At 70.4% G+C, this 26,397-nt stretch carries 21 protein-coding genes; 9 read left to right on the top strand and 12 right to left on the bottom strand.

Annotated features, from left to right (window positions below):
• Positions 1–155: 155 nt before the first annotated feature.
• The 5 genes from aceE to ACFT7S_RS37490 form a co-directional block, all read right to left on the bottom strand.
• Complete coding sequence (gene aceE, locus ACFT7S_RS37510) at positions 156–2,825, bottom strand: pyruvate dehydrogenase (acetyl-transferring), homodimeric type (RefSeq protein ID WP_382740686.1); 2,670 nt, start codon at positions 2,823–2,825, stop codon at positions 156–158.
• A gap of 257 nt (positions 2,826–3,082) precedes the next feature.
• On the bottom strand, positions 3,083–3,706 hold the full coding sequence (locus ACFT7S_RS37505; protein ID WP_382740683.1) for a GntR family transcriptional regulator: 624 nt from the start codon (positions 3,704–3,706) through the stop codon (positions 3,083–3,085).
• A gap of 147 nt (positions 3,707–3,853) precedes the next feature.
• Positions 3,854–5,659, bottom strand: coding sequence for a 2-oxoglutarate dehydrogenase, E2 component, dihydrolipoamide succinyltransferase (sucB, locus tag ACFT7S_RS37500; protein ID WP_382740680.1), 1,806 nt, complete (start codon positions 5,657–5,659; stop codon positions 3,854–3,856).
• A gap of 98 nt (positions 5,660–5,757) precedes the next feature.
• Positions 5,758–7,146, bottom strand: a complete 1,389-nt coding sequence (lpdA, locus tag ACFT7S_RS37495; protein WP_382740677.1) for a dihydrolipoyl dehydrogenase — start codon at positions 7,144–7,146, stop codon at positions 5,758–5,760.
• A 392-nt stretch (positions 7,147–7,538) separates the two neighbouring features.
• Positions 7,539–9,092, bottom strand: a complete 1,554-nt coding sequence (locus ACFT7S_RS37490; RefSeq protein ID WP_382740674.1) for a leucyl aminopeptidase — start codon at positions 9,090–9,092, stop codon at positions 7,539–7,541.
• A 248-nt stretch (positions 9,093–9,340) separates the two neighbouring features.
• On the opposite strand from ACFT7S_RS37490, the gene ACFT7S_RS37485 reads away from it, so the two are divergent.
• On the top strand, positions 9,341–10,183 hold the full coding sequence (locus tag ACFT7S_RS37485) for an endo alpha-1,4 polygalactosaminidase (protein ID WP_382740672.1): 843 nt from the start codon (positions 9,341–9,343) through the stop codon (positions 10,181–10,183).
• 18 nt (positions 10,184–10,201) lie between these two features.
• Here the strand turns inward: ACFT7S_RS37485 and cobS are convergent, their stop codons facing one another.
• A complete protein-coding gene (gene cobS / locus ACFT7S_RS37480) occupies positions 10,202–10,978 on the bottom strand; it encodes an adenosylcobinamide-GDP ribazoletransferase (RefSeq protein ID WP_382740669.1) in 777 nt (258 codons plus the stop codon).
• An 86-nt stretch (positions 10,979–11,064) separates the two neighbouring features.
• Between cobS and ACFT7S_RS37475 the strand changes: the two genes are divergently transcribed.
• The gene (locus ACFT7S_RS37475) at positions 11,065–11,826 is read left to right on the top strand and encodes a hypothetical protein (protein ID WP_382740666.1); all 762 of its coding nucleotides are present in this window, start codon (positions 11,065–11,067) and stop codon (positions 11,824–11,826) included.
• Between the two features lie 12 nt (positions 11,827–11,838).
• Here ACFT7S_RS37475 and cobT read toward each other — a convergent pair whose 3' ends face one another.
• Both cobT and ACFT7S_RS37465 read right to left on the bottom strand, forming a co-directional pair.
• Positions 11,839–12,966, bottom strand: a complete 1,128-nt coding sequence (gene cobT / locus ACFT7S_RS37470; protein WP_382740663.1) for a nicotinate-nucleotide--dimethylbenzimidazole phosphoribosyltransferase — start codon at positions 12,964–12,966, stop codon at positions 11,839–11,841.
• 125 nt (positions 12,967–13,091) lie between these two features.
• Positions 13,092–14,294: a bifunctional adenosylcobinamide kinase/adenosylcobinamide-phosphate guanylyltransferase gene (locus ACFT7S_RS37465; protein ID WP_382740660.1), complete on the bottom strand. Its 1,203-nt coding sequence runs from the start codon at positions 14,292–14,294 to the stop codon at positions 13,092–13,094.
• A gap of 86 nt (positions 14,295–14,380) precedes the next feature.
• On the opposite strand from ACFT7S_RS37465, the gene ACFT7S_RS37460 reads away from it, so the two are divergent.
• Positions 14,381–14,590: a hypothetical protein gene (locus ACFT7S_RS37460; protein ID WP_382740657.1), complete on the top strand. Its 210-nt coding sequence runs from the start codon at positions 14,381–14,383 to the stop codon at positions 14,588–14,590.
• A 294-nt stretch (positions 14,591–14,884) separates the two neighbouring features.
• On the opposite strand, the gene ACFT7S_RS37455 is transcribed toward ACFT7S_RS37460, so the two are convergent.
• The 3 genes from ACFT7S_RS37455 to ACFT7S_RS37445 form a co-directional block, all read right to left on the bottom strand.
• Positions 14,885–15,967 carry a S1C family serine protease gene (locus ACFT7S_RS37455; protein WP_382740654.1) on the bottom strand — a complete coding sequence of 361 codons (1,083 nt, stop codon included), beginning with the start codon at positions 15,965–15,967 and terminating at the stop codon, positions 14,885–14,887.
• 114 nt (positions 15,968–16,081) lie between these two features.
• A complete protein-coding gene (locus ACFT7S_RS37450; RefSeq protein WP_382740651.1) occupies positions 16,082–16,834 on the bottom strand; it encodes a class I SAM-dependent methyltransferase in 753 nt (250 codons plus the stop codon).
• 38 nt (positions 16,835–16,872) lie between these two features.
• On the bottom strand, positions 16,873–17,472 hold the full coding sequence (locus ACFT7S_RS37445) for a DUF3043 domain-containing protein (protein ID WP_382740648.1): 600 nt from the start codon (positions 17,470–17,472) through the stop codon (positions 16,873–16,875).
• 296 nt (positions 17,473–17,768) lie between these two features.
• Here ACFT7S_RS37445 and ACFT7S_RS37440 point away from each other — a divergent pair, with 296 nt between their 5' ends.
• The 5 genes from ACFT7S_RS37440 (at position 17,769) to ACFT7S_RS37420 (ending at position 24,262) form a co-directional block, all read left to right on the top strand.
• Positions 17,769–18,551, top strand: a complete 783-nt coding sequence (locus tag ACFT7S_RS37440) for a PspA/IM30 family protein (protein WP_382740646.1) — start codon at positions 17,769–17,771, stop codon at positions 18,549–18,551.
• Between the two features lie 10 nt (positions 18,552–18,561).
• The gene (locus ACFT7S_RS37435) at positions 18,562–18,840 is read left to right on the top strand and encodes a hypothetical protein (RefSeq protein WP_382740643.1); all 279 of its coding nucleotides are present in this window, start codon (positions 18,562–18,564) and stop codon (positions 18,838–18,840) included.
• A 129-nt stretch (positions 18,841–18,969) separates the two neighbouring features.
• Positions 18,970–20,241: a sensor histidine kinase gene (locus ACFT7S_RS37430; protein ID WP_382740640.1), complete on the top strand. Its 1,272-nt coding sequence runs from the start codon at positions 18,970–18,972 to the stop codon at positions 20,239–20,241.
• A complete protein-coding gene (locus ACFT7S_RS37425; protein ID WP_382740637.1) occupies positions 20,238–20,927 on the top strand; it encodes a response regulator in 690 nt (229 codons plus the stop codon). The genes ACFT7S_RS37430 and ACFT7S_RS37425 overlap by 4 nt, the downstream gene beginning before the upstream one ends.
• A 179-nt stretch (positions 20,928–21,106) precedes the next feature.
• Entirely contained in the window at positions 21,107–24,262 is a 3,156-nt protein-coding gene (locus ACFT7S_RS37420; protein ID WP_382740634.1) for an efflux RND transporter permease subunit, read from the top strand.
• Positions 24,263–24,562: 300 nt separating this feature from the next.
• Here the strand turns inward: ACFT7S_RS37420 and nadA are convergent, their stop codons facing one another.
• The gene (gene nadA, locus ACFT7S_RS37415) at positions 24,563–25,750 is read right to left on the bottom strand and encodes a quinolinate synthase NadA (protein WP_382740631.1); all 1,188 of its coding nucleotides are present in this window, start codon (positions 25,748–25,750) and stop codon (positions 24,563–24,565) included.
• Positions 25,751–25,970: 220 nt separating this feature from the next.
• Between nadA and ACFT7S_RS37410 the strand changes: the two genes are divergently transcribed.
• On the top strand, positions 25,971–26,327 hold the full coding sequence (locus tag ACFT7S_RS37410; RefSeq protein WP_007451212.1) for an iron-sulfur cluster assembly accessory protein: 357 nt from the start codon (positions 25,971–25,973) through the stop codon (positions 26,325–26,327).
• The last annotated feature ends 70 nt before the right edge of the window (positions 26,328–26,397 follow it).

The raw sequence follows: 26,397 nt of genomic DNA, 5'->3' as shown, positions 1-26,397 counted from the left end.
GGTGTGAACGATGCCCTCAATCGCCGGGCGGGCTCGAAAATCAAGCCCGCCCGGCGATTGAGGGCAAAGACGTCCACCGGACCGGCGGAGCACACCCCACCGCCGGGCAGGCCCGAAAATCAAGCCAGCCCGGCTATTGAGGGCAAAACGGCAGGTCAGAGACCGTACCGCTCCCGGGCCTCCTTCACCGCCGACGCCGGTACCTCGCCACGCCGCGCCAACTGCGCCAGCGCCGCGACCGCAACCGACTGCGCGTCGACCCCGAAGTGGCGGCGGGCCGCCTCACGCGTGTCGGAGAGACCGAAGCCGTCCGTGCCGAGCGAGGACCAGTCCTGCTCCACCCACTGGCTGATCTGGTCCGGAACCGCACGCATCCAGTCGCTGACGGCCAGCACAGGGCCCGGCGCACCGGACAGCGCCTGGGTCACATACGGCACCCGCTGCTCGCCGTGGAGTATCGCCTCGTCGGCCAGCAGCGCCTCGCGCCGCAACTCGCCCCAAGAGGTCGCGGACCAGACGTCGGCCGTGACACCCCAGTCCGCGGCAAGCAGTTCCTGCGCCTCCAGGGCCCAGTGGATCGCCGTACCGGAGGCCAGCAGCTGGAGCCGCGGCGCGTCCGCGCTCGCGGGCGTGCCCGCCTTGAAGCGGTACAGGCCCTTGACGATGCCCTCCTCGACGCCTTCCGGCATCGCGGGCTGCCGCTTCGGCTCGTTGTAGACCGTCAGGTAGTAGAAGACGTTCTCGGCCTCGGGGCCGTACATCCGGCGCAGACCGTCCTTGACGATCACCGCGACCTCGTACGCGAACGCCGGGTCGTAGTTGAGCGACGCCGGGTTCGTGGACGCGATCAGGTGCGAGTGGCCGTCCGCGTGCTGGAGGCCCTCACCGGTCAGCGTCGTCCGGCCGGCCGTGGCGCCGACGATGAAGCCCTTGCCGAGCTGGTCGGCGAGCTGCCACATCTGGTCGCCGGTCCGCTGCCAGCCGAACATCGAGTAGAAGATGTAGAACGGGATCATCGTCTCGCCGTGCGTCGCGTACGACGTCGACGCGGCGATGAAGTCGGCCATGGCGCCGGCCTCGGTGATCCCCTCGTTGAGGATCTGGCCGTCCTTGGCTTCCTTGTAGTACATCAACTGGTCGCGGTCGACCGGCTCGTACGTCTGGCCGAGCGGCGAGTAGATACCGGCCGAGGGGAACAGCGACTCCATGCCGAAGGTGCGCGCCTCGTCCGGGACGATCGGCACCCAGCGCTTGCCGGTCTCCTTGTCCCGCATCAGATCCTTGGCCAGGCGTACGAACGCCATGGTGGTGGCCATCTCCTGCTTGCCGGACCCCTTGTACAGGGCCTTGAACGCGCGCTCCTCCGGCTCGGGCAGCGCCACCGCGTGCACCCGGCGGGCCGGTGCGGGGCCGCCGAGCGCGGCACGGCGCTCCTGGAGGTAGCGGACCTCGGGGGAGTCCGCGCCCGGGTGGCCGTACGGCACCAGGCCGTCGGCGAAGGCGCTGTCCGGGATCGGCAGACCGAGGAGTTCGCGCATGTCCTTGAACTCGTCGGTCGACAGCTTCTTCATCTGGTGATTGGCGTTCTTGGACTCGAAGCCCTTGCCGAGCGTGTAGCCCTTCACCGTCTGCGCGAGGATCACGGTCGGCGCGCCCTTGTGCTCGACGGCCGCCCGGTACGCCGCGTAGACCTTGCGGGCCTCGTGGCCGCCGCGCGAGGTGTAGAAACACTCGGCGATCTTCGCGTCGGTGAGCAGCTTGGCCAGCTCGGCGAGCGCGGGCTCGGCGCCGAAGAAGTGCTCGCGGATGTACGCGACATCGCGAGTGGCGTACGTCTGGAACTGCGCGTCCGGGACCTCCCGGAGCCGGCGCACCAGCGCGCCCTGGGTGTCGAGCTGGAACAGCTCGTCCCATGCGGAGCCCCAGAGCGTCTTGATGACGTTCCAGCCGGCACCGCGGAACGCGCCCTCCAGCTCCTGGACCACGCGGAAGTTGGCGCGGACCGGGCCGTCGAGACGCTGCAGGTTGCAGTTGATGACGAAGGTCAGGTTGTCGAGCTGCTCACGGGCCGCGAGGGCGAGGGCTGCGGTCGACTCGGGCTCGTCCATCTCGCCGTCGCCCAGGAAGGCCCAGACGTGCGAGTTCGACGTGTCCTTGATGTTGCGGTTGGCCAGATAGCGGTTGAAGCGCGCCTGGTAGATGGCCGAGAGCGGGCCGAGGCCCATCGACACGGTGGGGAACTCCCACAGCCAGGGCAGCCGCCGCGGGTGCGGGTAGGAGGGCAGACCCTCGCCGCCCGCCTCCTGGCGGAATTTGTCTAGCTGCTGCTCGCTGAGCCGGCCGTCGAGGAAGGCGCGGGCGTAGATGCCGGGGGAGGCGTGGCCCTGGATGTAGAGCTGGTCGCCGGAGCCGTCCCCCTCCTTGCCGCGGAAGAAGTGGTTGAAGCCGGTCTCGTACAGCCAGGCGGCCGAGGCGAAGGTGGCGATGTGGCCGCCGACGCCGAAGCGGGCGCCACGGGTCACCATGGCTGCCGCGTTCCAGCGGTTCCATGCGGTGATGCGGGACTCCATCTCCAGGTCACCGTCGAAGGCGGGCTCCGCGGCGGTCGGGATGGAGTTGACGTAATCGGTCTCCAGCAGCTTGGGCAGCGCGAGACCGGCACCCTCGGCGTGCTGGAGCGAGCGCCGCATGAGGTACGCGGCCCGGTGCGGGCCGGCGGCCTTGGTGACGGCATCGAGGGAGGCCGCCCATTCGGCGGTCTCCTCGGGGTCACGGTCCGGGAGCTGGTCGAGCTCGCTCGGAAGCTTTCCTACGGGGTCGGTCATGATCGCCGCCTTCCGGGGAGGAGGGGGGTGGAGAAGGCCCTGACTGGCAGGACAGGGCGATGGGGCCGGTGGGCCCGCGGAGTGAACTGTAAGTCGCTGATCGATGATCGATCAAAGGGTAGAAGGGGAAAATCTCTCGATATGAAGAAAGTGGCATTCGGTGCCTCGGAACAGGGCACGCAGTGACGCCGCAAAAGGGATGAAAAGGGCGCTCGGCTGTGCAGTCGAGCGCCGGGTGCTACAGATGGGCAGGTAGGTCACGCGCGGGGCGCGCAGCCCAGCACGTGTGCCTTGACCAGCACGCCGATCTGCGGGTCCTTCCGCAGGAACGCCTCGATGAGCGCCTCGTGCTCCTCCGCGTACGACTTCTGGACCGTGCCGAGCCAGCGGATCGACAGGGCCGTGAACACCTCGATGCCCAGCCCCTCCCAGGTGTGCAGCAGTACGGCGTTCCCTGCGGCCCGCACCATCTCCCGGTGGAAGGCCACGGTGTGCCGCACCTGAGCCTCCCCGTCGGCCAGCCGGTCCGCCTCGTACAGGGCCGCTACGTGGGGTGTGAGCGCCGAGCAGTCCTCGCCGAGGCCCGGGGCAGCCAGCTCCGCCGCGATCTGCTCCAGACCGGCCCGTACGGGATAGCTCTCCTCCAGATCGGCCGCGGTCAGATTCCGCACCCGTACGCCCTTGTTGGGCGCCGACTCGATCAGGCGGAGGGTCTCCAGCTCGCGCAGCGCCTCCCGTACGGGGGTCTGGCTCACCTCCAGCTCGGTCGCGATGCGGCGCTCCACGATCCGCTCGCCCGGCTTCCAGCGCCCGCTGACGATCCCGTCCACGATGTGCTCGCGGATCTGTTCGCGCAGCGAGTGGACGACGGGCGGGGTCATGAGGGGCTCCTTCTGAGCAATCCGGCGCTGCCTGCACCAGCACGGCCACCTGGGCGACCGCTGGTGTCTAGACAATACGGCGGCGCCCCCGCCCGGAAGTGTTCCGGACGGGGGCGCCGCTGGTGAGGCTGGTTACAGGTGCGTCGCTCAGAGGCCGAGCTCGACCTCGAACTCACCGGCTTCCAGGATCGCCTTGACCGTTGTCAGGTAGCGGGCGGCGTCCGCGCCGTCCACCAGACGGTGGTCGTAGGAGAGCGAGAGGTACGTCATGTCGCGCACCGCGATCGTCTCGCCGAGGTCCGGGTGGTTGATGACCACCGGACGACGGACCGTGGCACCGATACCCAGGATGGCTGCCTGGTTCGGGGGCACGATGACGGTGTCGAACAGCGCACCGCGCGAACCGGTGTTGCTGATCGTGAAGGTGGCACCGGACATGTCGTCCGGCGTCAGGCCGCCACCGCGGGCCTTGCCGGCCAGCTCGGCGGTCTTCTTCGCGATACCGGCGATGTTCAGGTCGCCCGCACCCTTGATGACCGGGGTCATCAGGCCCTTCTCGGCGTCCACGGCAATGCCGATGTTCTCCGAGTCGAAGTACGTGATGGTGCCTTCGTCCTCGTTGATCCGGGCGTTGACGACCGGGTGGGCCTTCAGCGCCTGGGCTGCCGCCTTCACGAAGAACGGCATCGGGGACAGCTTGACGCCCTCACGGGCGGCGAAGGAGGCCTTCGCCTGGTTGCGCAGCTTCATCAGCTTCGTGATGTCGACCTCGAGCACCGAGGTCAGCTGGGCCTGCGAGTGCAGCGCCTTCATCATGTTGTCGCCGATGACCTTGCGCATGCGGGTCATCTTGACCGTCTGACCGCGCAGCGGGGACGCCTCGAGCGCCGGCGCCTTGGCGGCCGGAGCAGCGGCGGCCGGAGCCGGAGCGGCAGCGGCGGCCTTGGCGGCCTCCGCGGCAGCGACGACGTCCTGCTTGCGGATACGGCCACCGACGCCGGTGCCCTTGACCGCGCCCAGGTCGACACCGTTCTCGGCGGCGAGCTTGCGGACCAGCGGCGTGACGTACGCGCCGTCGTCACCGGAAGGCGCGGCCTGGGCGGCCGGTGCCGGGGTGACGGGTGCCGGAGCGGCGGCGACCGGAGCCGGAGCCGCGACCGGGGCGGCGGGCGCCACCGGAGCGGGAGCCGGAGCCGGGGCGGCCGCCGGGGCGGCGGGGGCCGGAGCAGCGGCGGCGGGCGCCGGAGCGGCCGGAGCCGGAGCAGCGGCCGGAGCCGGGGCAGCGGCCGGAGCCGGGGCGGCGGGGGCCGGGGCAGCCGCCGGAGCGGCGCCTGCGGCACCGATGACGGCGAGCTTCGCGCCGACCTCGGCGGTCTCGTCCTCGGCGACGACGATCTCCAGAAGCACACCGGAAACCGGGGCCGGGATCTCGGTGTCGACCTTGTCCGTGGAGACCTCGAGCAGGGGCTCGTCCTCCGTGACCTCTTCGCCGACCTGCTTCAGCCAGCGGGTGACGGTGCCCTCGGTGACGCTCTCGCCGAGCGCCGGGAGGGTGACGTCGGTGCCGGAGGCGGCAGCGGCCGGGGCGGCTGCCGGAGCCTGGGCGGCCGGGGCCGGAGCCGCGGGCGCTTCGGCGGCCGGAGCCGGGGCGGCGGCCGGTGCTGCAGCCTCGGCCGCGGGGGCCTCGGCGGCCGGAGCGGCGGCGGGCGCGCCCGAACCGTCGTCGATGATGGCCAGCTCGGCGCCGACCTCGACGGTCTCGTCCTCGGCGACCTTGATGGAGGCGAGGATGCCGGAGGCGGGCGCCGGGATCTCGGTGTCGACCTTGTCGGTCGAGACCTCGAGCAACGGCTCGTCGGCCTCGACGCGCTCGCCCTCGGCCTTCAGCCAGCGGGTGACAGTGCCCTCGGTGACGCTCTCGCCGAGGGCCGGAAGGGTTACGGAAACCGACATGGTTTCAGTTGCTCCTAACGATGGGGTCTCCCCTGCTCGAGCGGAGTCGAGAGCTTGGGGAAGTGCGGAAGTGTCGGTCGTCGCGCCCGTTCGACTGGTCAGTCGTGGGAGTGGAGGGGCTTGCCGGCCAGGGCCAGGTGAGCCTCGCCGAGCGCCTCGCTCTGCGTCGGGTGGGCGTGGATGAGCTGCGCGACCTCGGCGGGCAGCGCCTCCCAGTTGTAGATCAGCTGTGCTTCGCCGACCTGCTCGCCCATACGGTCACCGACCATGTGGACGCCGACCACGGCACCGTCCTTGACCTGGACGAGCTTGATCTCGCCCGCGGTCTTCAGGATCTTGCTCTTGCCGTTGCCCGCGAGGTTGTACTTGAGGGCGACGACCTTGTCCGCACCGTAGATCTCCTTGGCCTTGGCCTCGGTGATACCGACGGAGGCGACCTCGGGGTGGCAGTACGTCACCTTCGGCACACCGTCGTAGTCGATCGGCACGGTCTTGAGACCGGCCAGCCGCTCCGCCACCAGGATGCCCTCGGCGAAGCCGACGTGCGCGAGCTGGAGGGTCGGGGCCAGGTCGCCCACGGCCGAGACGGTCGGGACGTTGGTCCGCATGTACTCGTCGACGAGGACGTAACCGCGGTCCATCGCGACGCCGGCCTCCTCGTAGCCCAGGCCCTGCGAGACCGGACCGCGGCCGATGGCGACCAGAAGCACCTCGGCCTCGAAGGTCTTGCCGTCGGCGAGGGTCACGCGGACGCCGTCCTGCGTGTACTCGGTCTTGTCGAAGAAGGTACCGAGGTTGAACTTGATGCCGCGCTTGCGGAACGCGCGCTCGAGAATCTTCGAGCTGTTCTCGTCCTCGACCGGGACCAGGTGCTTCAGACCCTCGATGATGGTGACGTCGGTGCCGAAGGACTTCCACGCCGAGGCGAACTCGACGCCGATCACGCCGCCGCCCAGGATGATCGCGGACTTCGGTACGCGGTCCAGCTTCAGTGCGTGGTCCGAGGAGATGACGCGGTTGCCGTCGATCTCCAGGCCCGGCAGCGACTTCGGCACGGAGCCGGTCGCCAGCAGCACGTGCCGGCCGGTGATGCGCTCGCCGTTCACGTCCACGGAGGTGGGGGAGGAGAGCCGCCCCTCGCCCTCGATGTAGTGCACCTTGCGCGAGGCGATGAGTCCCTGCAGACCCTTGTACAGGCCCGAGATCACCTCGTCCTTGTACTTGTGGACGGCCTCGATGTCGATGCCCTCGAAGGTGGCCTTCACGCCGAACTGACCGGCCTCGCGGGCCTGGTCGGCGATCTCGCCGGCGTGCAGCAGCGCCTTCGTGGGAATGCAGCCGTTGTGCAGGCAGGTGCCGCCGACCTTGCCCTTCTCGATCAGGGCGACTTCCAGACCCAGCTGCGCTCCGCGCAGGGCCGCGGCGTACCCGCCGCTACCACCGCCGAGGATCACTAGGTCGAAAACGGTGCTGGCGTCGTTCGCCACGTCACGTCCTCCATGCATGTGCGCCGTACGCCGGGCCCCGTCGCTGGGGTGTGACCGGCCGGTCGGCTGGTGTTCGGCCGCTTTGTTGTTCGGCCCTGTGGTGGGGGCCCTGTCCTGCCGAGAACCCATCTTCGCACTTGTTGACGGCGGGCGGGACGCGGGGCCCGGGTCGGAGCCGGATGATCAGCCGGCTCCGGGGGTTACTGCTGCGTACAAAAAGTGGGTAAAGGCGCGCAGCGCGGCCTTGGAAGGGTGGTGGTGGGAGACGGGTGGGCGGATTTCGTTGCGGGCGAAACCGTACGAGGGTAAGCGTTACGGGCCTACCCGGCCCACTTGACGTGAACGCGTACGGCCCCGGACGTATGCCCGGGGCCGAGGCACGGAGGACCCGCTCAGCCGAGGTCGCCGGCGGCGGTGTGCTCCGCCAGTGCGACCAGGGTGCGGACCGCGGATCCGGTGCCGCCCTTGGGCGTGTAGCCGTAGGGCGCGCCCTCGTGGAAGGCGGGGCCGGCGATGTCCAGGTGCGCCCAGGCGATGCCCTCGCCCACGAACTCCTGGAGGAACAGACCGGCCACCAGGCCGCCGCCCATCCGCTCGCCCATGTTGGCGATGTCGGCGGTCGGGGACTCCATGCCCTTGCGCAGGTCGGCGGGGAGCGGCATCGGCCAGGAAGCCTCGCCGACCTCCTCGGCGATCTCGTGGATGGAGGTACGGAAGGCGTCGTCGTTCGCCATGATGCCGAAGGTGCGGTTGCCCAGGGCGAGCACCATGGCGCCGGTCAGCGTGGCGACGTCGACGATCGCGTCCGGGTTCTCCTCGGAGGCACGGGTCAGTGCGTCGGCGAGGACGAGACGGCCCTCGGCGTCCGTGTTGAGGACCTCGACGGTCTTGCCGCTGTACATGCGCAGCACGTCACCGGGGCGGGTGGCGTTGCCGGACGGCATGTTCTCGGCGAGCGCGAGCCAGCCGGTGACGTTGACCCGGAGGCCGAGACGGGCGGCGGCGACGACGGCCGCGAACACGGCGGCGGCGCCGCTCATGTCGCACTTCATCGTCTCGTTGTGGCCGGCCGGCTTGAGCGAGATGCCGCCCGAGTCGTAGGTGATGCCCTTGCCCACAAGGGCCAGGGTCTTCTCCGCCTTGGGGTGCGTGTAGGCGAGCTTCACCAGACGGGGGCCGTGGGCCGAGCCCTGGCCGACGCCCAGCAGACCACCGAAGCCGCCCTTCACGAGCGCCTTCTCGTCGAGGACCTGCACCTTGATGCCGTGCTCCTTGCCCGCGGCGGTGGCCACGGCGGCGAAGGACTCGGGGTACAGGTCGTTCGGCGGGGTGTTGATCAGGTCGCGGGCGCGGTTGATCTCCTCGACGAGCGCGGTGGCGCGCTCGGCGGCGGCCTTGAACGCCTTGTCGCGCGGCTTGGTGCCGAGCAGGGCCACCTCGGCGAGCGGCAGCTTCGGGCCGTTGTTCTTGGCGCCCTTGGGGGCGAGCGAGTTCTCGCCGCCCTGGTAGGCGGTGAAGGCGTACGCGCCCAGGAGCGCGCCCTCGGCGACGGCACCGGCGTCCTCGGCGGACTCGACGGGCAGCGCGAAGCCGGCCTTCTTCGAACCGGACAGTGCGCGGGCGGCGCAGCCCGCGGCCCGGCGCAGCGTCTCGGGGTCGTACGCGTCGTCCTTGTCCGGGACCGTGCCGAGCCCGACCGCGATGACGACCGGGGCCTTGAGGCCGGACGGCGCGGGGAGCTTGGTCACCTCGCCCTCGGCACCGGAGGCACCCAAGGTCTCCAGGACGGTGGCGAGCTTTCCGTCGAACGCCTTGTCCACGGCCTCGGCGCCCGGTGCGAGGACCAGGTCCCCAGACTTGGATCCAGCGCCCTTGGCGACGCCGACGACGAGTGCGTCGGCGCGCAGCGTCGCCGCACCGGCAGTGCTGAGAGTGAGAGCAGTCACGGTGGTGAAATCTCGCTTCCGTTGAGTTCTGTTTCGGTCGAGGGGTGGGCCGACCGTGCCCGGCGCATCGTAGACGGCGCCGCAATGTGCCGGGAATGAGCCTACGCGCGCCTTTCCTGTTGCCTCACAGCGGCGGGCCGTCCCCGACCCGCCCGGATGTACGGCAGCCTGCCGAGTGGCCGGGTCCGGCGGGAAGGGACCGCGCCAGTAGGGTCGTTGCCGGTGCGGGGCGAGTCCGGGAGAGAACGATGCGGTGGCAGGGTCGGGTTCGCGGTACGGGGCCGTGGGCATCGCTGTCCGCCGCTGTACCGATTCTGTTGGTTCTGCTCACCGCCTGCACCTCGGGGCCACCGGCCCCCGGCCCGGCCCCCGAGCCGACCCCGGGCACCTATTGGCGCCCGGAGCCCGGCGTCGACTGGCAGTGGCAGCTCTCCGGCCGGCTGGACCCCTCGGTGGATGCGCCGGTCTACGACATCGACGGCTTCGAGAACGGTGCGGCGCAGGTGGCGGAACTGCACCGCCGGGACCGCAAGGTCATCTGCTACCTCTCCACCGGCGCCTGGGAGGAGTTCCGCCCGGACGCCGGGAAGTTCCCCGCATCGGTGCTCGGCAAGGGCAACGGCTGGAAGGGCGAGCGCTGGCTGGACATCCGCAGCACCGGTGTCCTGGAGCCGCTGATGGACGCGCGGATCGCGATGTGCGCGAAGAAGGGCTTCGACGCGGTGGAGCCGGACAACATGGACGCCTACCTCAACACGTCCGGCTTCCCTCTCACCGCGGACGACCAGCTGCGCTACAACCGGCTGATCGCCCGCCTCGCCCACGCACACGGTCTGGCCGTCGGCCTGAAGAACGACCTGGACCAGATCCCGGAGCTGGAGCCGGACTTCGACTTCGCGGTCAACGAGCAGTGCGCCCAGTACGAGGAGTGCGACGCCGTCACCCCGTTCATCGAGGCGGGCAAGGCGGTCTTCCACGCGGAGTACGAGCTGGAGCCGGCCCGGTACTGCGCCGAATCGCGGCGGCTGAAGCTGAGTTCCCTGCGCAAGGAGTACGCACTCGGCCCCTGGCGCAGGACCTGCTGGGCCTAGGGCCTGTCCCGCCGCGCCCTAGAACGCCAGCACCACCAGGGCGGCCGTCGCGGCCGTCTCCTCCAGCGCGCCGAACACATCCCCCGTCACCCCGCCGAAGCGCCGCACGCAGTGCCGCAGCAGCAGATGGGCGACGCCCAGCGCGACCACCACGGCCACGGCGTGGTGCACGGCACCGTAACCACCCAGCAGGGCGCCCGTGCCCGCACAGGCCGCGACGGCCAGGACCGTCACGATCGCCGCGCCGCCGAAGGGGACCGTGCCCGCCACCGCCGCTCCCAGGCCCTCGGGCCGGGCCGGCGGGATGCCCTGACGGGACGCCAGGGTGAGCGCCAGCCGGGCGGCGACGGCGGCCACGACCGTCCCCGCGGCGCCCTGCGCCCAGCCCTGTCCGTACAGCTCGAAGAGGACGGCGACCTGCGCCAGCAGGACGAAGAGCAGCGTGATGACGCCGAACGGACCAATGTCCGACTGCTTCATGATGCGCAGTGCTTCCTCGGCGGGCTTCGCGCTGCCGAGGCCGTCCGCGGTGTCCGCGAGGCCGTCCAGATGCAGCCCCCGGGTGAGGGCCGCCGGTACGGCGACGGAGACGACCGCCGCGAGCAGGGGCCCCGATCCCAGCAGCAGCGACAGGGTGCCGGGCACGGCCGCGAGCAGACCCACGAGGAGCCCGGCGAGCGGGGCGCCGAGCATGCCGGCGCGGGCGGTCTCACGGTCCCAGCGGGTGACGCGGACGGGGAGCGCGGTGAGGGTGCCGAAGGCGAAACGTATGCCGTGGCTGTTCAGGGAGGTCACCGCGCGCAGGCTAGCGGGTGCCCGTCACGGATAGATTGGCCAAATCGCCTAAATGCTCTGAAGGTGACGTATCGGGAGTGGGTGGCATGGGTCACTGGTTTCACCAGAACTTCGTCGAGCCGGGCAAGCTTCCGATGCTCCTGGCCCTGAGCGCTTTTGTGCTGACGTTCGCCGTCACCCGCCTGATCACGCGGCTGATCCGGGCCGGGAAGGGCCCCTTCCGCAACGTCACGCCCGGCGGCGTGCACATTCACCACGTGGTGCCGGGCGTGGTGCTCACCGTGCTCGGCGGCTTCGGTGCGGTGGCCAGCGGCCGGGCGGGGGTCGGTGCCGGAATCTGGGCGGTGGTCTTCGGTGTGGGCGCCGGGCTCGTGCTCGACGAGTTCGCGCTGATCCTGCACCTGGACGACGTGTACTGGACCGAACAGGGCCGGCAGAGCGTGGAGGTCGTCGTCCTCACCGCCGCGCTCGTGGGGCTCTTCCTGGCCGGTTTCTCGCCGCTCGGCGTCAACGAACTGAGCGACGACGAGCAGCAGGGCCGGCTGAGCATCATCCTGACGCTCGTCGTCAACTTCGCCTTCGTGCTGATCGCCCTCTTCAAAGGCAAGGTACGCATGGCGGTCCTCGGTGCGCTGATTCCGTTCGTCGCCCTGGTCGGCGCGGTCAGGCTGGCCCGGCCGGCCTCGCCGTGGGCGAAGCGGTTCTACGGGAACAGGCACCGGGCGAGGTCCAGGGCGGTGCTGCGCGCCTACCACCACGACGTGCGCTGGGCCGGTCCGCGCCGCAAGTTCCAGGACCTGATCGGCGGCACCCCCGACCGGGCCCCGCTCCCCGACCGGAAACCCTGACCACCGGACGGGTCAGGCGTCCGCGGCCTTCTCGTCGGCCTTCTCCTCGGCGTCCTCGACGGCCTCTGTGTCCTCGGCAGCCTCCGCCTCTTCCTCCTCCTCCGCTGCGCGCTCCGGCAGTTCCGCCGCCAGCGCCGCAGCGGCCTGCACCAGGGGAAGTGCGAGGATCGCCCCGCTGCCCCCGCCCACGGTGACCCCGTGATCGAGCAGCGGCGTGAGCGCCATCCGGTCCAGCGCCTTGGCCTGCGCCGGCTCGCCGCTGGCCTGCCCCGCCAGCCACCAGTCCGGCGCCCGGAACGCGGCCCGCTGCGCCACCAGCGCGCAGGCCGCCCCGACCACACCGTCCAGAATCACCGGCATCCGGCGGACCGCGCTCTGCAGCAGGAAGCCCGTCATCGCCGCCAGATCGGCGCCGCCGACCGCGGCCAGCAGCTCCAGCTGGTCGCCCAGCACCGGCCGCGCCCGGCGCAGTGCGTCGCGGATCGCGGCGCACTTGCGCATCCACGCCAGGTCGTCGATCCCGGCGCCGCCACGGCCGGTGACCACCGAGGCGTCCGTGCCGCACAGGGCCGCGATCAGGACGGAGGCCGCCGTGGTGCCGCCGACGCTCAGATCACCGAGCACCACCAGATCCGTGCCGGAGTCGGCCTCCTCGTCGGCGATCGCCATGCCCAGCCGTACGGCCTGCTCGGCCTCCTCGGCCGTCAGCGCGTCCTCGATGTCGATGCGCCCGCTGCCACGCCGCACCCGGTGCCGTACGACGGACTCGGGCAGCAGCTCCGGATCGCAGTCCAGGCCGGCGTCGACGATCCGTACGGGGACCGAGAAGCGGCGGGCCAGTACGGCGACGGGGCTCGCACCGTCCAGCGTGTCCCGGACGAGCTCGTACGCGGTGCCCGCGGCGCGGCCGGAGACATCCAGTGCCGCCACCCCGTGGTCCGCGGCGAAGATCACCACGCGCGGCTGGTCGACCGGCCTGACCGGTACGGCCTGCTGGGCGGCCGAGAGCCATTCCCCCAGGTCGTCGAGGCGCCCGAGCGCCCCGGGCGGCACGATCAGCCGCTCCCGTCGTTCCTCGGCGTCGCGCCGTACGCCGCCGTCGGGGCGTTCGATCAGGTCGGAGAAGTCGTCCAGATTCACGGGGGTCTGCCTCGCGGGGTCGGTACGTGATGTCGGGGAACCCGGCGGCGGGCTCCCGGACGGAACAGTACCCGGCACATTTCTGACGCCCCGTCAGTCAGTTGCCCCGGAACCGGAGCACGAGCTCACCCCCGCAGCACCAGCGCCTGCCCCGCCACCACCAGCAGCACGTGCTCGCACTCGGCGGCGAACGCGGCGTTCAACCGCCCCAGCTCGTCGCGGAAGCGCCGCCCGGCAGCCGTCGCCGGGACCACCCCCGAACCGACCTCGTTCGTCACCGCCACCACGGTCCGCCGGGTCCCGCGCACCGCGCGCACCAGCTCGGCGACCCGCACCCGCAACGCCTCCTCGCCGCCTCCGGCCCATGTCGCGTCGTCCCAGGCCCCCACCCGGTCCATCGCGTCCGTCAGCCACAGCGACAGGCAGTCGATCAGCAGCGGGGGACCGTCCGCCGCCAGCAGCTCCGCCACCTCGCAGGTCTCCTCCGTACGCCACGCGGCGGGCCTGCGCTCCCGGTGCAATCCGACCCGGGCAGCCCACTCCACGTCCCCGTCCCGGCGCCCGCCGGTCGCCACGTACACCACCTCGGGGAAGGTCTCCAGCCGCTGCTCGGCCTCCAACGACTTCCCCGACCGGGCTCCACCGGTCACCAGCGTGCGCCGCGGCACATCGGGTACGGCGTGGTATTCGCCCACCACGAGCGTCGTCCCGTCCGGCACGGCCCGCGCTCCGGCCGCCGCGAGCCGCCGGTCCAAGGCGTCTCCGGGCGGAGCGTCGTGGTCCAGATGGACGGCGATCACCTCGGTGGTCGGCCCGATCGCCTCGACCGCCCGCAGCCGGGCCACCGCGTCGGGGCGCCCGGTCACATCGCCCACCACCATGTCGTACGGCTCCGCCGCACGGTCGGCGAGACCGCTGGGAGCGGCCCCGGGCGGCAGATACAGCAACCGCTCGCCCTCCGGTGACGTCACCTCGTAACCGGTCCCCGGCGCGTCCATCGGCACCGCCCGCACCCGGTGGCCGCTGATCAGCGTCAACACCTGGCCGTCCGGCACCCGGCCGGCCGGCGGCAGCCCGGCAGGCAGTTCCAGGGCGGGCCCGTCATGGGGATGGGTCAGCAGCACCTGCCGTACGGCGGTGAGCGAATGCCCCGCGCGGGCGGCGGCGAACACGGCCCCCGGGGTGAGGTCGAGCAGCAGCGCGTCGTCGACCAGGAGTGCGGTCGCGGCACGCGCCCGCACACCGCGGGCCGAGGCGCAGGCGGCGCAGGGACATTCGGGCCGCGGCAGCCCGTCGGGGGCTCCGGTGCCCAGCAGAGTCAGTTCCACGTGCTGATCCTCCCGCGTCCAGGCACCCCGTGCGCGCCCGGGCGAGGTACTAGGCTCTGGGCAGCAACGTGACCCAGGAGGCGGACATGGCGTGGACGTGGCGGTTCGAGAAGTCCGACGGTACGGAGACGGAGCCGGCGCTGACGCCGGACGAGTTCACGACCCAGGGCGATGCGGAGTCCTGGATCGGTGAGTTCTGGAAGGAGCTTCTGGAGGGCGGGGCGGAACAGGTCACGCTCTTCGAGGACGCGACGAAGATCTACGGCCCGATGAGCCTCTCGGCCGACCAGGGCTGACGCTCCGTCCCCGTACCCGACCGCCGGACGGGCCCGTGCACGAGCCCGTCCGGCGATCGAGGGAACATCCGGGACGACAGGTCCTGGGGCCTCTCGTTCGGATCATGCCGGGCTCGCGGGGTCCGGCACGCGCTCCCGCAAGCACTCGGCTTCTTCCCCAAGCTCTCAACTTCGTTCGAGCAGGGGAGACCCCATTGAGCAGGGGAGACCCCATCGCGTTGCTTCAACCCTCCGCCTTGCAGCTGCACGCACCGGACCCCGCTCCCTGATCCGGCCTGATCCAAACGGCAGGCCCTAGATCTCGCCCAGCGTGACCTCGGCCGTCTTCTGCGCGTCACTGCGCAGGTACGTCACGGTGATCTTCTGGCCCGGCTCGTGGTCCGCCAGGGCCTCCGACAGCGAGGTGATCGTCGTGACCTCGGCGTCGCCGATCTTCGTGATGATGTCTCCGACCCGCAGCCCCGCCTTGTCGGCGGCGCCGCCCCCGGCCACGCTGACCAGTGCCACCCCGACCGGCTGGTAGTCGTCGTCGACGACCGTGCGTCCGGTGATGTTCAGGGCCGCCCGGCCGGAGTGGGTGACCTTGCCGTCCTTGATGATCTGGTCGGCGATCGTCCTCACCATCGAGACGGGAATCGCGAATCCGATACCCGGCGCGGTACTGCCACCCAGCTGCGGGTCCGTCGCCGCCAGGGTCGGGATGCCGATCACCTCGCTGTCGAGGTTCACGAGCGCGCCGCCGCTGTTGCCCGGGTTGATCGCCGCCGAGGTCTGCACCATGTTGGCGATGGTCACCCCGGTGCCGCCGCCCGCGCCTCTCTCGGTGACGGTCCGGCCGAGAGCCGAGACGATGCCCTGGGTGACGCTGCTGGACAGGCCGAGCGGCGAGCCCATCGCCATCACGATCTGCCCCACCGCGACCTTGTCCGAGTCGCCGAACTTCGCGGCCTTCAGCCCGTCGGGCGCCTCGTCGAGCTTGAGGACGGCGAGGTCCTGTTCCGGATACGAGACGACCAGGGAGGCGCCGAGCACCTTCTCGCCGGTGGCGACGGTGACCTTGAAGGTCTTCTCGTCGCCGACCACATGGGCGTTGGTGACGATATGGCCCTTGGCGTCGTAGACGATGCCGGAGCCCAGGCCGTTGGAGGTGTCGATCTGCACGACGGACGGCAGGACGTTCTTGATGACTTCCTGGTAGTCGCTCTGCAGCTCATTGGTGGCCCGGGACACGGGGCCCTGCCGCGCGGAGTCCGACCGGGTGGCTTCGGGAGCTGCGGACCCGGAGTCCGGGGCGGAACAGCCGCCCACCAGGGCGATCGCACAGACGCCGGCGGTCAGAGGCAGCAGCAGTCGACTGCGAGAGAGGGGTGCATGCATGTCCGGAGTATCACCAGCGGCCCCGCGCGTGGGCCTGCGCTGATACGCCGACCGGGCGTACGGCGCCGGCCGGGCGCCGCCGCCCCGGAGGCCGTTCCGGGCGCGTCGGCCGGGTCAGCCGCGTACGCCGCAGAGATGCAGCAGCGCCGCCACCCGGCGGTACGGATCGGTCCGCCCCGCCCGGTCCTCGGCGTCCAGCAGCCGTGCGAGCTCCGGCGGGGCAGGCAGCTCCGCCTCGTTGCTCACGTTGTCGCAGAAGACCCGCACCCCGTACCAGGCGTGCAGCGGCGCGGCGATTCCGGCGAGCGTGGCGGTCAGGGCGTCGAGCCGGTCGGCCCGCACCGTGACGCCGAGCCGGTTGGTGTACGTGTCGGTGTCGAACGCGGCCAGTGCCGCGCCGAAGTCCCCGGCGGTCCCGGGCCGCATGGCCAGCGCGTCCGCGTTCCGTACGAGCAGCGAAAGGAGCCCGCCGGAGGCCAGCATCCGGGCCAGGCCCGCCAGCATCGGATCGGGCTCCTGGACATACATCAGCACGCCGTGGCAGAGCACCAGGTCGAAGCTTCCGGGCAGGAAGTGCACACCCGTGTCCTGGCCGTCGCCCTCGATCAGCCGGACCCGCTCCCGGATGCCCTCGGGTTCCCCCGCGAGCGCCTGCCGGGCGGCCGTCAGCATCGTGCCGTCGGACTCCAGGCCGGTCACCGAGTGACCGGCCCGGGCCAGGCGCAGGGCCTGGGTGCCCTGCCCCATGCCGACATCGAGCACCCGCAGCCGCTGCCCCACCGGGAAGCGCGCGGCTATCTGCTCGTCCAGCTGCCGGGCAACGAGCTCCTGGCGGACCACGTTACGCAGTCCGCCCAGGCTCTTCATCCACGCCGGAGCGGCCCCCGTGAAGCCGGAGGCCGTGCTCAGGGCCGCTCTCCGCGCTTGACCTGCGGCTTGGGAAGCCGCAGTCGGCGCATCTGGAGCGTACGCATCAGGCCGTACGCGACGGCGCCGCGCTTCGGGGTGTCGGGGAAGCGTTCCCGCAGCTGCTTCTTGAGCCGGAACGCCAGACCGATCGAGTCGACGACGATCAGCACGATCACACCGAGCCAGAGCAGCAGAGAGATGTTCTGGATGTTCTGGATCTGGATCACGCTGAGGATCAGGATGATCACTGCCAGCGGCAGGAAGTACTCGGCGATGCAGAAGCGAGAGTCCACGAAGTCACGGACAAAGCGCCGGACCGGCCCCTTGTCGCGCGCCGGCAGATAACGCTCGTCGCCCGTCGCGAGCGCCTCACGCTGTTTGGCCAGGTCGGATCGCCTGGCTTCGCGCTGGCGCTTCGTGGCCTCCTTGCGGTCGGTAGGCGTGCTGGAGGCACGACGGCGCTGCGTCTGGGCCTCGCTGCGCTTGGGGGTGGGGCGACCCTTCGGTGACTCGGGGTCGCGGGGCTGCTTGGAGAGGTCCGCCGTCACCTTGCCGGTGGGGGCCTTCTCGTCCTTGGAAGAACGGCTACGGAACACAAAACCCAAGGGTACGGGGTCGACCGTGAGGAGAACGGACCGGGCGGGAACGATCCGGCAACGGCCCGCGTCCTTAAAGGCATCCCGACAGGGGCAGAACGGACGATGCCGCGTGTTTCCCTGACCGTCACCTACTCCCTGCGCGGGAGCGGTCACCGGGGGCAGTCGTCCTTGCGGAGGAGCACATCCGTGCTCCGACAGTGCGGTAATAGAGACAGGGCCCGTACTGTGGGTTCTGTTGGAGTGCTGGAGCTCAGTCCGTCAGAAGGGGGCGCGCGAAGCCCATGAGCGGTGTCATGAAGCGTATGGGAATGATCTTCCGCGCGAAGGCAAACAAGGCCCTTGACCGGGCCGAGGATCCGCGCGAGACCCTCGATTACTCGTACCAGAAGCAGCTGGAGCTGCTTCAGAAGGTGCGCCGCGGTGTCGCCGATGTGGCGACCTCGCGCAAACGGCTGGAATTGCAGCTGAACCAGCTGCAGGGCCAGTCGTCCAAGCTGGAGGACCAGGGCCGCAAGGCACTCGCGCTCGGCCGCGAGGATCTGGCCCGCGAGGCGCTGTCCCGCCGCGCAGCCCTCCAGCAGCAGGTCACGGACCTGGAGACGCAGCACCAGACGCTGCAGGGCGAGGAGGAGAAGCTCACTCTCGCGGCCCAGCGGCTCCAGGCCAAGGTCGATGCCTTCCGTACCAAGAAGGAGACCATCAAGGCGACGTACACGGCGGCCCAGGCGCAGACCCGGATCGGCGAGGCGTTCTCGGGCATCTCCGAGGAGATGGGCGACGTCGGCCTGGCGATCCAGCGGGCCGAGGACAAGACCCAGCAGCTCCAGGCGCGAGCCGGAGCCATCGACGAGCTGCTCGCCTCCGGCGCCCTGGACGACCCGACCGGGACGGCGAAGGACGACATCGCTGCCGAGCTGGACCGGATCTCCGGTGGTACCGATGTGGAGCTGGAGCTGCAGCGCATGAAGGCCGAACTGGCCGGCGGCTCCTCCGCACAGCAGCAGGCCATCGAAGGCGGCACGCAGGACGCCGCACCGCAGTCGCAGCAGAGTCCGCACAAGTTCGACAAGCAGTAAGGGCAACGTCATGATCGTACGGATCATGGGGGAGGGTCAGCTCACGCTGGCCGACAGTCACGTCGCCGAGCTCAACAAGCTCGACGACGAGCTGCTCGCAGAGATGGAGAGCGGCGACGGCGCAGGTTTCCGCTCCACCCTCCAGGCACTTCTGGACAAGGTGCGAGAGCTCGGTTCACCTCTGCCGGACGACTCCCTGGAGCCGTCCGAACTGATCCTGCCGTCGTCCGACGCGACCCTCGAAGAGGTGCGCGACATGCTCGGCGACGAGGGCCTGATCCCCGGCTGACGTGCCACCCGCTCCAGCACCCGCCTGCTGTGCCCCGCCCGGTCCGCCGGCCGCGGGGCACGGTGCTGTACCGGAAGCCGCACACGTACGGGACAACACGGCGCGCGACACGCCGTACCGTAGCTCGACGTGACCACCCTCGGAACCGGGTTCGTACGTGCCCATCGCTGGCTGCGCGGCCATCCCCTCGCCTTCGACGCGGGGCTCGCCCTGGCGGTGCTCGTCTGCATGATCTGCGCGTCGTTCGCCGACCCGAACCACGGGGCGAACGGGCCCTCCTTCGGCACCCGCACCCCCGAACCGCTCAGCGTGCTCCTGATGGTGCTCGGCGCCGGGGCGCTCGTCCTGCGGCGGCGGAGCCCGATGGCGGTGCTCGCCGCCACCGGGGCACTGTCCACCGCCGAGTTCGTGGTGATGGACCCGCCCGCCCCCGTGGTGATGAGCGCCGTGATCGCGCTCTACACGGTGGCCTCCCGCACCGACCGCCCCACCACCTGGCGGGTCGGCCTGCTGACCATGGCGGTACTGACCGTGGCGGCGATGTTCTTCGGCTCGGCCCCCTGGTACAGCCAGGAGAATCTCGGCGTCTTCGCGTGGACCGGAATGGCGGGCGCCGCGGGGGACGCCGTACGCAGCAGGCGGGCGTTCGTCGACGCGATCAGGGAACGGGCCGAACGAGCCGAGCGCACCCGTGAGGAGGAGGCGCGCCGCAGGGTCGCCGAGGAGCGGCTGCGGATCGCCCGGGACCTGCACGACGTCGTCGCCCACCACATCGCGCTCGTCAACGTCCAGGCAGGCGTCGCAGCCCACGTCATGGACAAGCGCCCGGACCAGGCGAAGGAGGCGCTCGCCCACGTCCGGGACGCCAGCCGCTCCGCGCTCAACGAACTCCGTGCCACCGTCGGTCTGCTCCGCCAGTCCGGCGACCCGGAGGCGCCCACCGAACCGGCCCCCGGGCTTGCCGTACTCGGCGAGCTGGTGAATACCTTCCGCAATGCCGGACTCCCCGTCGAGGTGGCCTGCACCGACCGGAAGACCCCGCTGCCCGCAGCCGTCGACCTGGCCGCGTACCGGGTCATCCAGGAGGCGCTGACGAATGTGCGCAAGCACGCCGGGGCGGACGCGAAGGCCGAGGTGAGTGTCGTACGGGTCGGGGCCACCGTCGAGATCACGGTGCTCGACAACGGCAGCGGCCGGGCCGAAGGAGCAGCCGGGGAGGGCGACGGCGGCGGCCACGGACTCATCGGCATGCGCGAACGCGTCACCGCCTTCGGCGGCACCCTCACCGCGGCCCCCCGCTACGGCGGCGGATTCCGCGTCCATGCGATCCTGCCGGTCAAGGCCCGCACGGGTGAGCAGGCGACGTCCGGCACTTCGGGCGGAACGGGGGGACAGGCGTGAATCCGATCAAGGTGCTGCTCGCCGACGACCAGGCGCTGCTGCGCAGCGCCTTCCGGGTGCTGGTCGACTCGGAGCCCGATATGCACGTCGTGGGAGAGGCCGCGGACGGCGCCGAGGCCGTGGCGCTGGCCCGCTCGACGCGCGCCGATGTGGTGCTGATGGACATCCGGATGCCCGGCACCGACGGGCTCGCCGCGACCCGCATGATCAGCGCCGACCCGGATCTGGCGGATGTCCGGATCGTCATGCTCACCACCTTCGAGGTCGACGAGTACGTGGTGCAGTCCCTGCGCGCCGGTGCGTCGGGCTTCCTGGGCAAGGGCGCCGAACCGGACGAACTGCTCAATGCCATCCGTATCGCGGCAGGCGGCGAAGCGCTGCTCTCCCCGGCCGCGACCAAGGGGCTCATCGCCACCTTCCTCGCCCAGGGCGGGAGCTGGGGCGAGGGGCCGGACGCCGCCGCGTACTCCGAACGGCTCGCCGCACTCACCGTGCGCGAACGCGAGGTGCTGGTCCTGGTCGCGGGCGGTCACTCCAACGACGAGATCGCCGAGCGGCTCACGGTCAGCCCACTCACCGTCAAGACCCATGTGAACCGGGCGATGGCGAAGCTCGGAGCCCGGGACCGGGCGCAACTGGTGGTAACCGCGTACGAATCGGGCCTGGTGCGTCCCAGGGTCGAGTAGCGGTCCGGGGCAGGGGGTGGAGATGCGGTGTACTCCACCTGCGGTATGCGCGGAATAAGAAAGCAACCCCGGGGCCGACGATTCGGCCACGAGGAGCGGCGATCGTATAAGCGGGTGAGGTGTGTCCCCCTTGATCGCCCGCCCATCTGCCGCGTACGCCACAGAAGAGAGACCCACCCATGTCCTGGCTGTCCAGATTCAGCCTCGCGCAACGGGCCCTGATCGGGCTGATCTCGATCGTCGCTCTGGTATTCGGAGCGATCGCGATCCCGCAGCTCAAGCAGCAACTGCTGCCCACCATCGAGTTCCCGATGGTGTCGGTGCTTGCCCCCTATCAGGGTGCGTCCCCCGATGTGGTCGAGAAGCAGGTCGTCGAACCGCTCGAGAACTCCATCAAGGCCGTCGACGGCGTCGAGGGCATCACCTCGACCGCCGCCGAGGGCAACGCCGTCATCATGGCGACCTTCGACTTCGGTGACCAAGACACCAAGCAGCTCGTCGCCGACATCCAGCAGGCCGTGAACCGCGCCCGCATCCAGCTCCCCGACGACGTCGACCCGCAGGTCATCGCCGGCTCGACGGACGACATCCCGGCCGTCGTCCTCGCCGTCACCTCAGACAAGGACCAGCAGGCGCTCGCCGACCAGCTGGACCGCACGGTCGTCCCCGCCCTGGAGGACATCGACGGTGTCGGCCAGGTGACGGTCGACGGTGTCCAGGACCTCCAGATCTCCGTCACCCCCGACGACAAGAAGCTCGCCGCGGCCGGTCTGAACGCCGGCTCGCTGTCCCAGGCCCTCCAGTCGGGCGGCGCCACCGTCCCGGGCGGCTCGTTCTCCGAGGCGGGCAAGAGCCGCACGATCCAGGTCGGCGGTGGCTACACCTCCCTGAAGCAGATCGAGGACCTGACGGTCTCCGCGCAGAACCCGGCGACGGGCAAGCCCGGCAAGCCGGTCCGCGTCGGTGACGTCGCCACGGTGAAGGAGGAGCCGTCCACCGCGGTCGCCATCACCCGTACGAACGGCAAGCCGAGCCTCGCCGTCATGGCGACGATGGACAAGGACGGCAGCGCCGTCGCCATCTCGGACGCCGTCCGCGACAAGCTCCCCGACCTGCGCAAGGACCTCGGCACGGGCGCCGAACTGACCGTCGTCTCCGACCAGGGCCCCGCCGTCTCCAAAGCGATCTCCGGTCTGACCACCGAGGGCGCGCTCGGCCTGCTCTTCGCGGTCATCGTGATCCTGGTCTTCCTGGCGTCGCTGCGCTCGACCCTGGTCACCGCGGTATCCATCCCGCTCTCGGTGGTCCTCGCGCTGATCGTGCTGTGGACCCGCGACCTGTCGCTGAACATGCTCACGCTCGGCGCGCTCACCATCGCCATCGGCCGGGTCGTCGACGACTCGATCGTGGTCCTGGAGAACATCAAGCGGCACCTCGGCTACGGCGAGGAGCGCCACTCGGCGATCATCACCGCGGTCAAGGAGGTGGCCGGAGCGGTCACCTCGTCGACGCTCACCACGGTCGCCGTGTTCCTGCCGATCGGTCTGGTCGGCGGCATGGTCGGCCAGCTGTTCGGCTCGTTCTCCCTGACCGTCACGGCGGCGCTGCTGGCCTCCCTGCTGGTCTCGCTGACCGTGGTCCCCGTCCTGTCCTACTGGTTCCTGCGCGCCCCCAAGGGCGCCGCGGAGAATCCGGCGGAGGCCCGCCGCAAGGCGGAGGAGAAGGAAGCGAGCAGCAGGCTCCAGCGGCTCTACGTCCCGGTGCTGCGTTTCGCGACCCGGCGCCGGATCACCAGCATCGTCCTCGCCGTCGCCGTGCTGTTCGGCACCTTCGGCATGGTCCCGCTGCTGAAGACGAACTTCTTCGACCAGGGCGAGCAGGAAGTCCTCTCCATCAAGCAGGAGCTCACCGCGGGCACCAGCCTGGCGGCGGCCGACGAGGCGGCGCGGAAGGTCGAGAAGGTACTCGCCGACGAGAAGAACGTCGAGGACTACCAGGTCACGGTCGGCTCGTCCGGCTTCATGGCGGCCTTCGGCGGCGGTACGGGAGCCAACCAGGCCTCGTACCAGGTGACCCTGAAGGACTCGGCCGCCTTCGACGCCACCCAGGAGCGGATCGACGAGGCCCTCGGCAAGCTCGACGGGATCGGTGACACCACCATCGCCGCGGGCGACGGCTTCGGCAGTCAGGACCTGAGCGTCGTGGTCAAGGCCGCCGACGGGGACGTCCTGAAGAAGGCGTCCGAAGTGGTACGCACCGCCGTCGCCGGGCTCAAGGACGTCACCGACGTCCAGAGCGACCTGTCGCAGAGCGTCCCGCGTATCTCGGTGAAGGCCAACGACAAGGCCGCCGCGGCCGGGTTCAGCGACGCCACCCTCGGCGCGGCCGTGGCGGGCGCCGTGCGCGGCACCCCTTCCGGCAAGGCGATCCTCGACGACACCGAGCGCGATGTCGTCGTCACCTCGTCCCACCCGGCCGCCACCATGGCCGAACTGAAGGACGTCCGGCTCGGAGCGGTCACGCTCAGCCAGATCGCCGACGTCGAGCTGGTCCCCGGACCGGTCTCCAAGACCCGGATCGACGGTCAGCGCTCTGCGACCGTCACGGCCAAGCCCACCAGTGACAACACAGGTGAGGTGAGCGCCGCGCTGCTGAAGAAGATCGACGCGCTGGACCTTCCGGCGGGCGCCACCGCCACCATCGGCGGGGTCTCCGAGGACCAGAACGAGGCGTTCCTCAACCTCGGTCTCGCCATGCTGGCGGCCATCGCGATCGTCTTCATGCTCCTGGTCGCGACGTTCCGCTCGCTGATCCAGCCGCTGATCCTGCTGGTCTCCATCCCGTTCGCGGCGACCGGCGCGATCGGCCTGCTCGTCGCCACCGGCACCCCGATGGGTATCCCGGCGATGATCGGCATGCTGATGCTGATCGGCATCGTGGTGACCAACGCGATCGTGCTGATCGACCTGATCAACCAGTACCGGGCCCAGGGCCTGGGCGTCGTCGAGGCGGTCGTCGAGGGAGGCCGCCACCGGCTCCGTCCGATCCTGATGACGGCGCTGGCGACGATCTTCGCGCTGCTCCCGATGGCGCTGGGCGTCACCGGCGACGGCGGGTTCATCTCGCAGCCGCTCGCCGTCGTGGTGATCGGCGGTCTGATCACGTCCACGCTGCTGACCCTGCTGCTCGTGCCGACGCTGTACGCGATGGTCGAGCTCCGCAAGGAGCGCCGCGCGAAGAAGAAGGCTGCCAAGCGCGAGAAGAAGGCCGGCATCCCGGCTCCGAGCCCGTCCGAGGAGACCACCTCGGACGAACCGGAGCCCGCAAAGGCCTGACGCCTCTGTCACACATACATGAAGGCCCCGGCACCGTAAGAACGGTGACGGGGCCTTCATACGGGCACATCAAGCCCGTCCGTCACACTCAAGCCCGTCCGGGCCCACTCAAGCCCGTCCGCCACACCAAGCCGGTCCGGGCCCACTCAAGCCCGTCCGGGCCCACTCAAGCCCGTCCGGCGATTGAGGACATGAAGGGGGCCCGGGGGGCTCACCCCCGGTTTCGGGAAGGGGCGGGTAGGGGACAAGCCCGCCGCAGGCGCCAGGCGCCCCCGACAGCCGCCTACACCCCCGCCACCCCTACGGCAGCGCCAGCATCCGCTCCAGCGCCAGCTTCGCGTACTTCTCCGTCTCGGGATCGACCACGATCCGGTTGACGAGATTGCCCTCGGCCAGCGACTCCAGCGTCCACACGAGATGCGGCAGATCGATCCGGTTCATCGTCGAGCAGAAGCAGACCGTCTTGTCGAGGAAGACGATCTCCTTGTCCTCGGCCGCGAAGCGGTTGGCAAGGCGCCGCACCAGGTTCAGCTCGGTGCCGATGGCCCACTTCGAGCCGGCCGGGGCCGCCTCCAGTGCCTTGATGATGTACTCCGTCGAGCCGACGTAGTCCGCGGCGGCCACGACCTCGTGCTTGCACTCCGGGTGCACCAGCACGTTGACGCCCGGAATGCGCTCCCGCACGTCGTTGACGGACTCCACCGAGAAACGCCCGTGCACCGAGCAGTGCCCGCGCCACAGGATCATCTTCGCGTTGCGGAACTCCTCGGCGGTCAGGCCGCCGTTCGGCTTGTGCGGGTTGTAGAGGACGCAGTCCTCCAGGGTCATGCCCATGTCCCGTACGGCCGTGTTCCGGCCCAGGTGCTGGTCCGGCAGGAAGAGAATCTTCTCGCCCTGCTCGAAGGCCCACTCCAGGGCCCTCTTCGCGTTCGACGAGGTACAGATCGTGCCGCCGTGCTTGCCGGTGAAGGCCTTGATGTCGGCGGAGGAGTTCATGTACGAGACGGGCACGACCTGCTCGGCGACGCCGGCCTCGGTCAGTACGTCCCAGCACTCGGCGACCTGCTCGGCGGTGGCCATGTCGGCCATCGAGCAGCCGGCCGCCAGGTCGGGCAGCACGACCTTCTGCTCGTCGCCGGTCAGGATGTCCGCGGACTCGGCCATGAAGTGCACGCCGCAGAAGACGATGTACTCGGCCTCGGGGCGCGCGGCCGCGTCCCGGGCGAGCTTGAAGGAGTCGCCGGTGACATCCGCGAACTGGATGACCTCGTCGCGCTGGTAGTGGTGGCCGAGGACGAAGACTTTGTCCCCGAGCTTCTCCTTGGCGACGCGGGCGCGCTCCACCAGGTCCGGGTCGGACGCGGAGGGGAGGTCGCCGGGGCATTCGACGCCGCGCTCGCTCTTCGGGTCGGCCTCACGGCCGAGCAGCAGCAGTGCGAGGGGCGTCGGCTGTACATCCAGGGGCTGGGCGGTGGTCACGTCACGCACCCTTTCTTTTCTGCGGCTTGCCTTTTCGTCTATTTGACGTTATCTATCATAACCGCTTCGTGTCAGTTTGACGATGCCGATAGCGTCGATGTGACGCATCCCCCCGCCGGTGCGGTGTGCGAGCATGAAAAGGAACAGGCAAGCGCCGGCCCGGAATGAATCCGAGGCTCCGACGGTTGCAACGTCGGCAAGCAGTCCGTACAACCCGGGAGAGAAGCAGATGTCCGTATCGGACGAGACCACCACCGTGAGCGACGGCATCCTCCTGTCCGACGCCGCCGCAGCCAAGGTCAAGGGCCTGCTGGAGCAGGAAGGCCGCGAGGACCTGGCGCTGCGCGTCGCCGTTCAGCCCGGCGGCTGTTCCGGCCTGCGCTACCAGCTCTTCTTCGACGAGCGTTCGCTCGACGGCGACGTCGTGAAGGACTTCGACGGCGTCAAGGTCGTGACCGACCGGATGAGCGCCCCCTACCTGGGCGGCGCCTCCATCGACTTCGTCGACACGATCGAGAAGCAGGGCTTCACGATCGACAACCCGAACGCCTCGGGTTCCTGCGCCTGCGGCGACTCCTTCAGCTAAGCCTGAGGTTCGCGGCACGGCAGCGGAACGACAGCGCACGGCTGCGGCGGCTGTCCCGGTATCCGGGACC

It is taken from the genome of Streptomyces sp. NPDC057136 (assembly GCF_042670885.1).
Lineage (GTDB): Bacteria > Actinomycetota > Actinomycetes > Streptomycetales > Streptomycetaceae > Streptomyces.
This window is presented reverse-complemented; position numbering and strand designations above follow the sequence as displayed.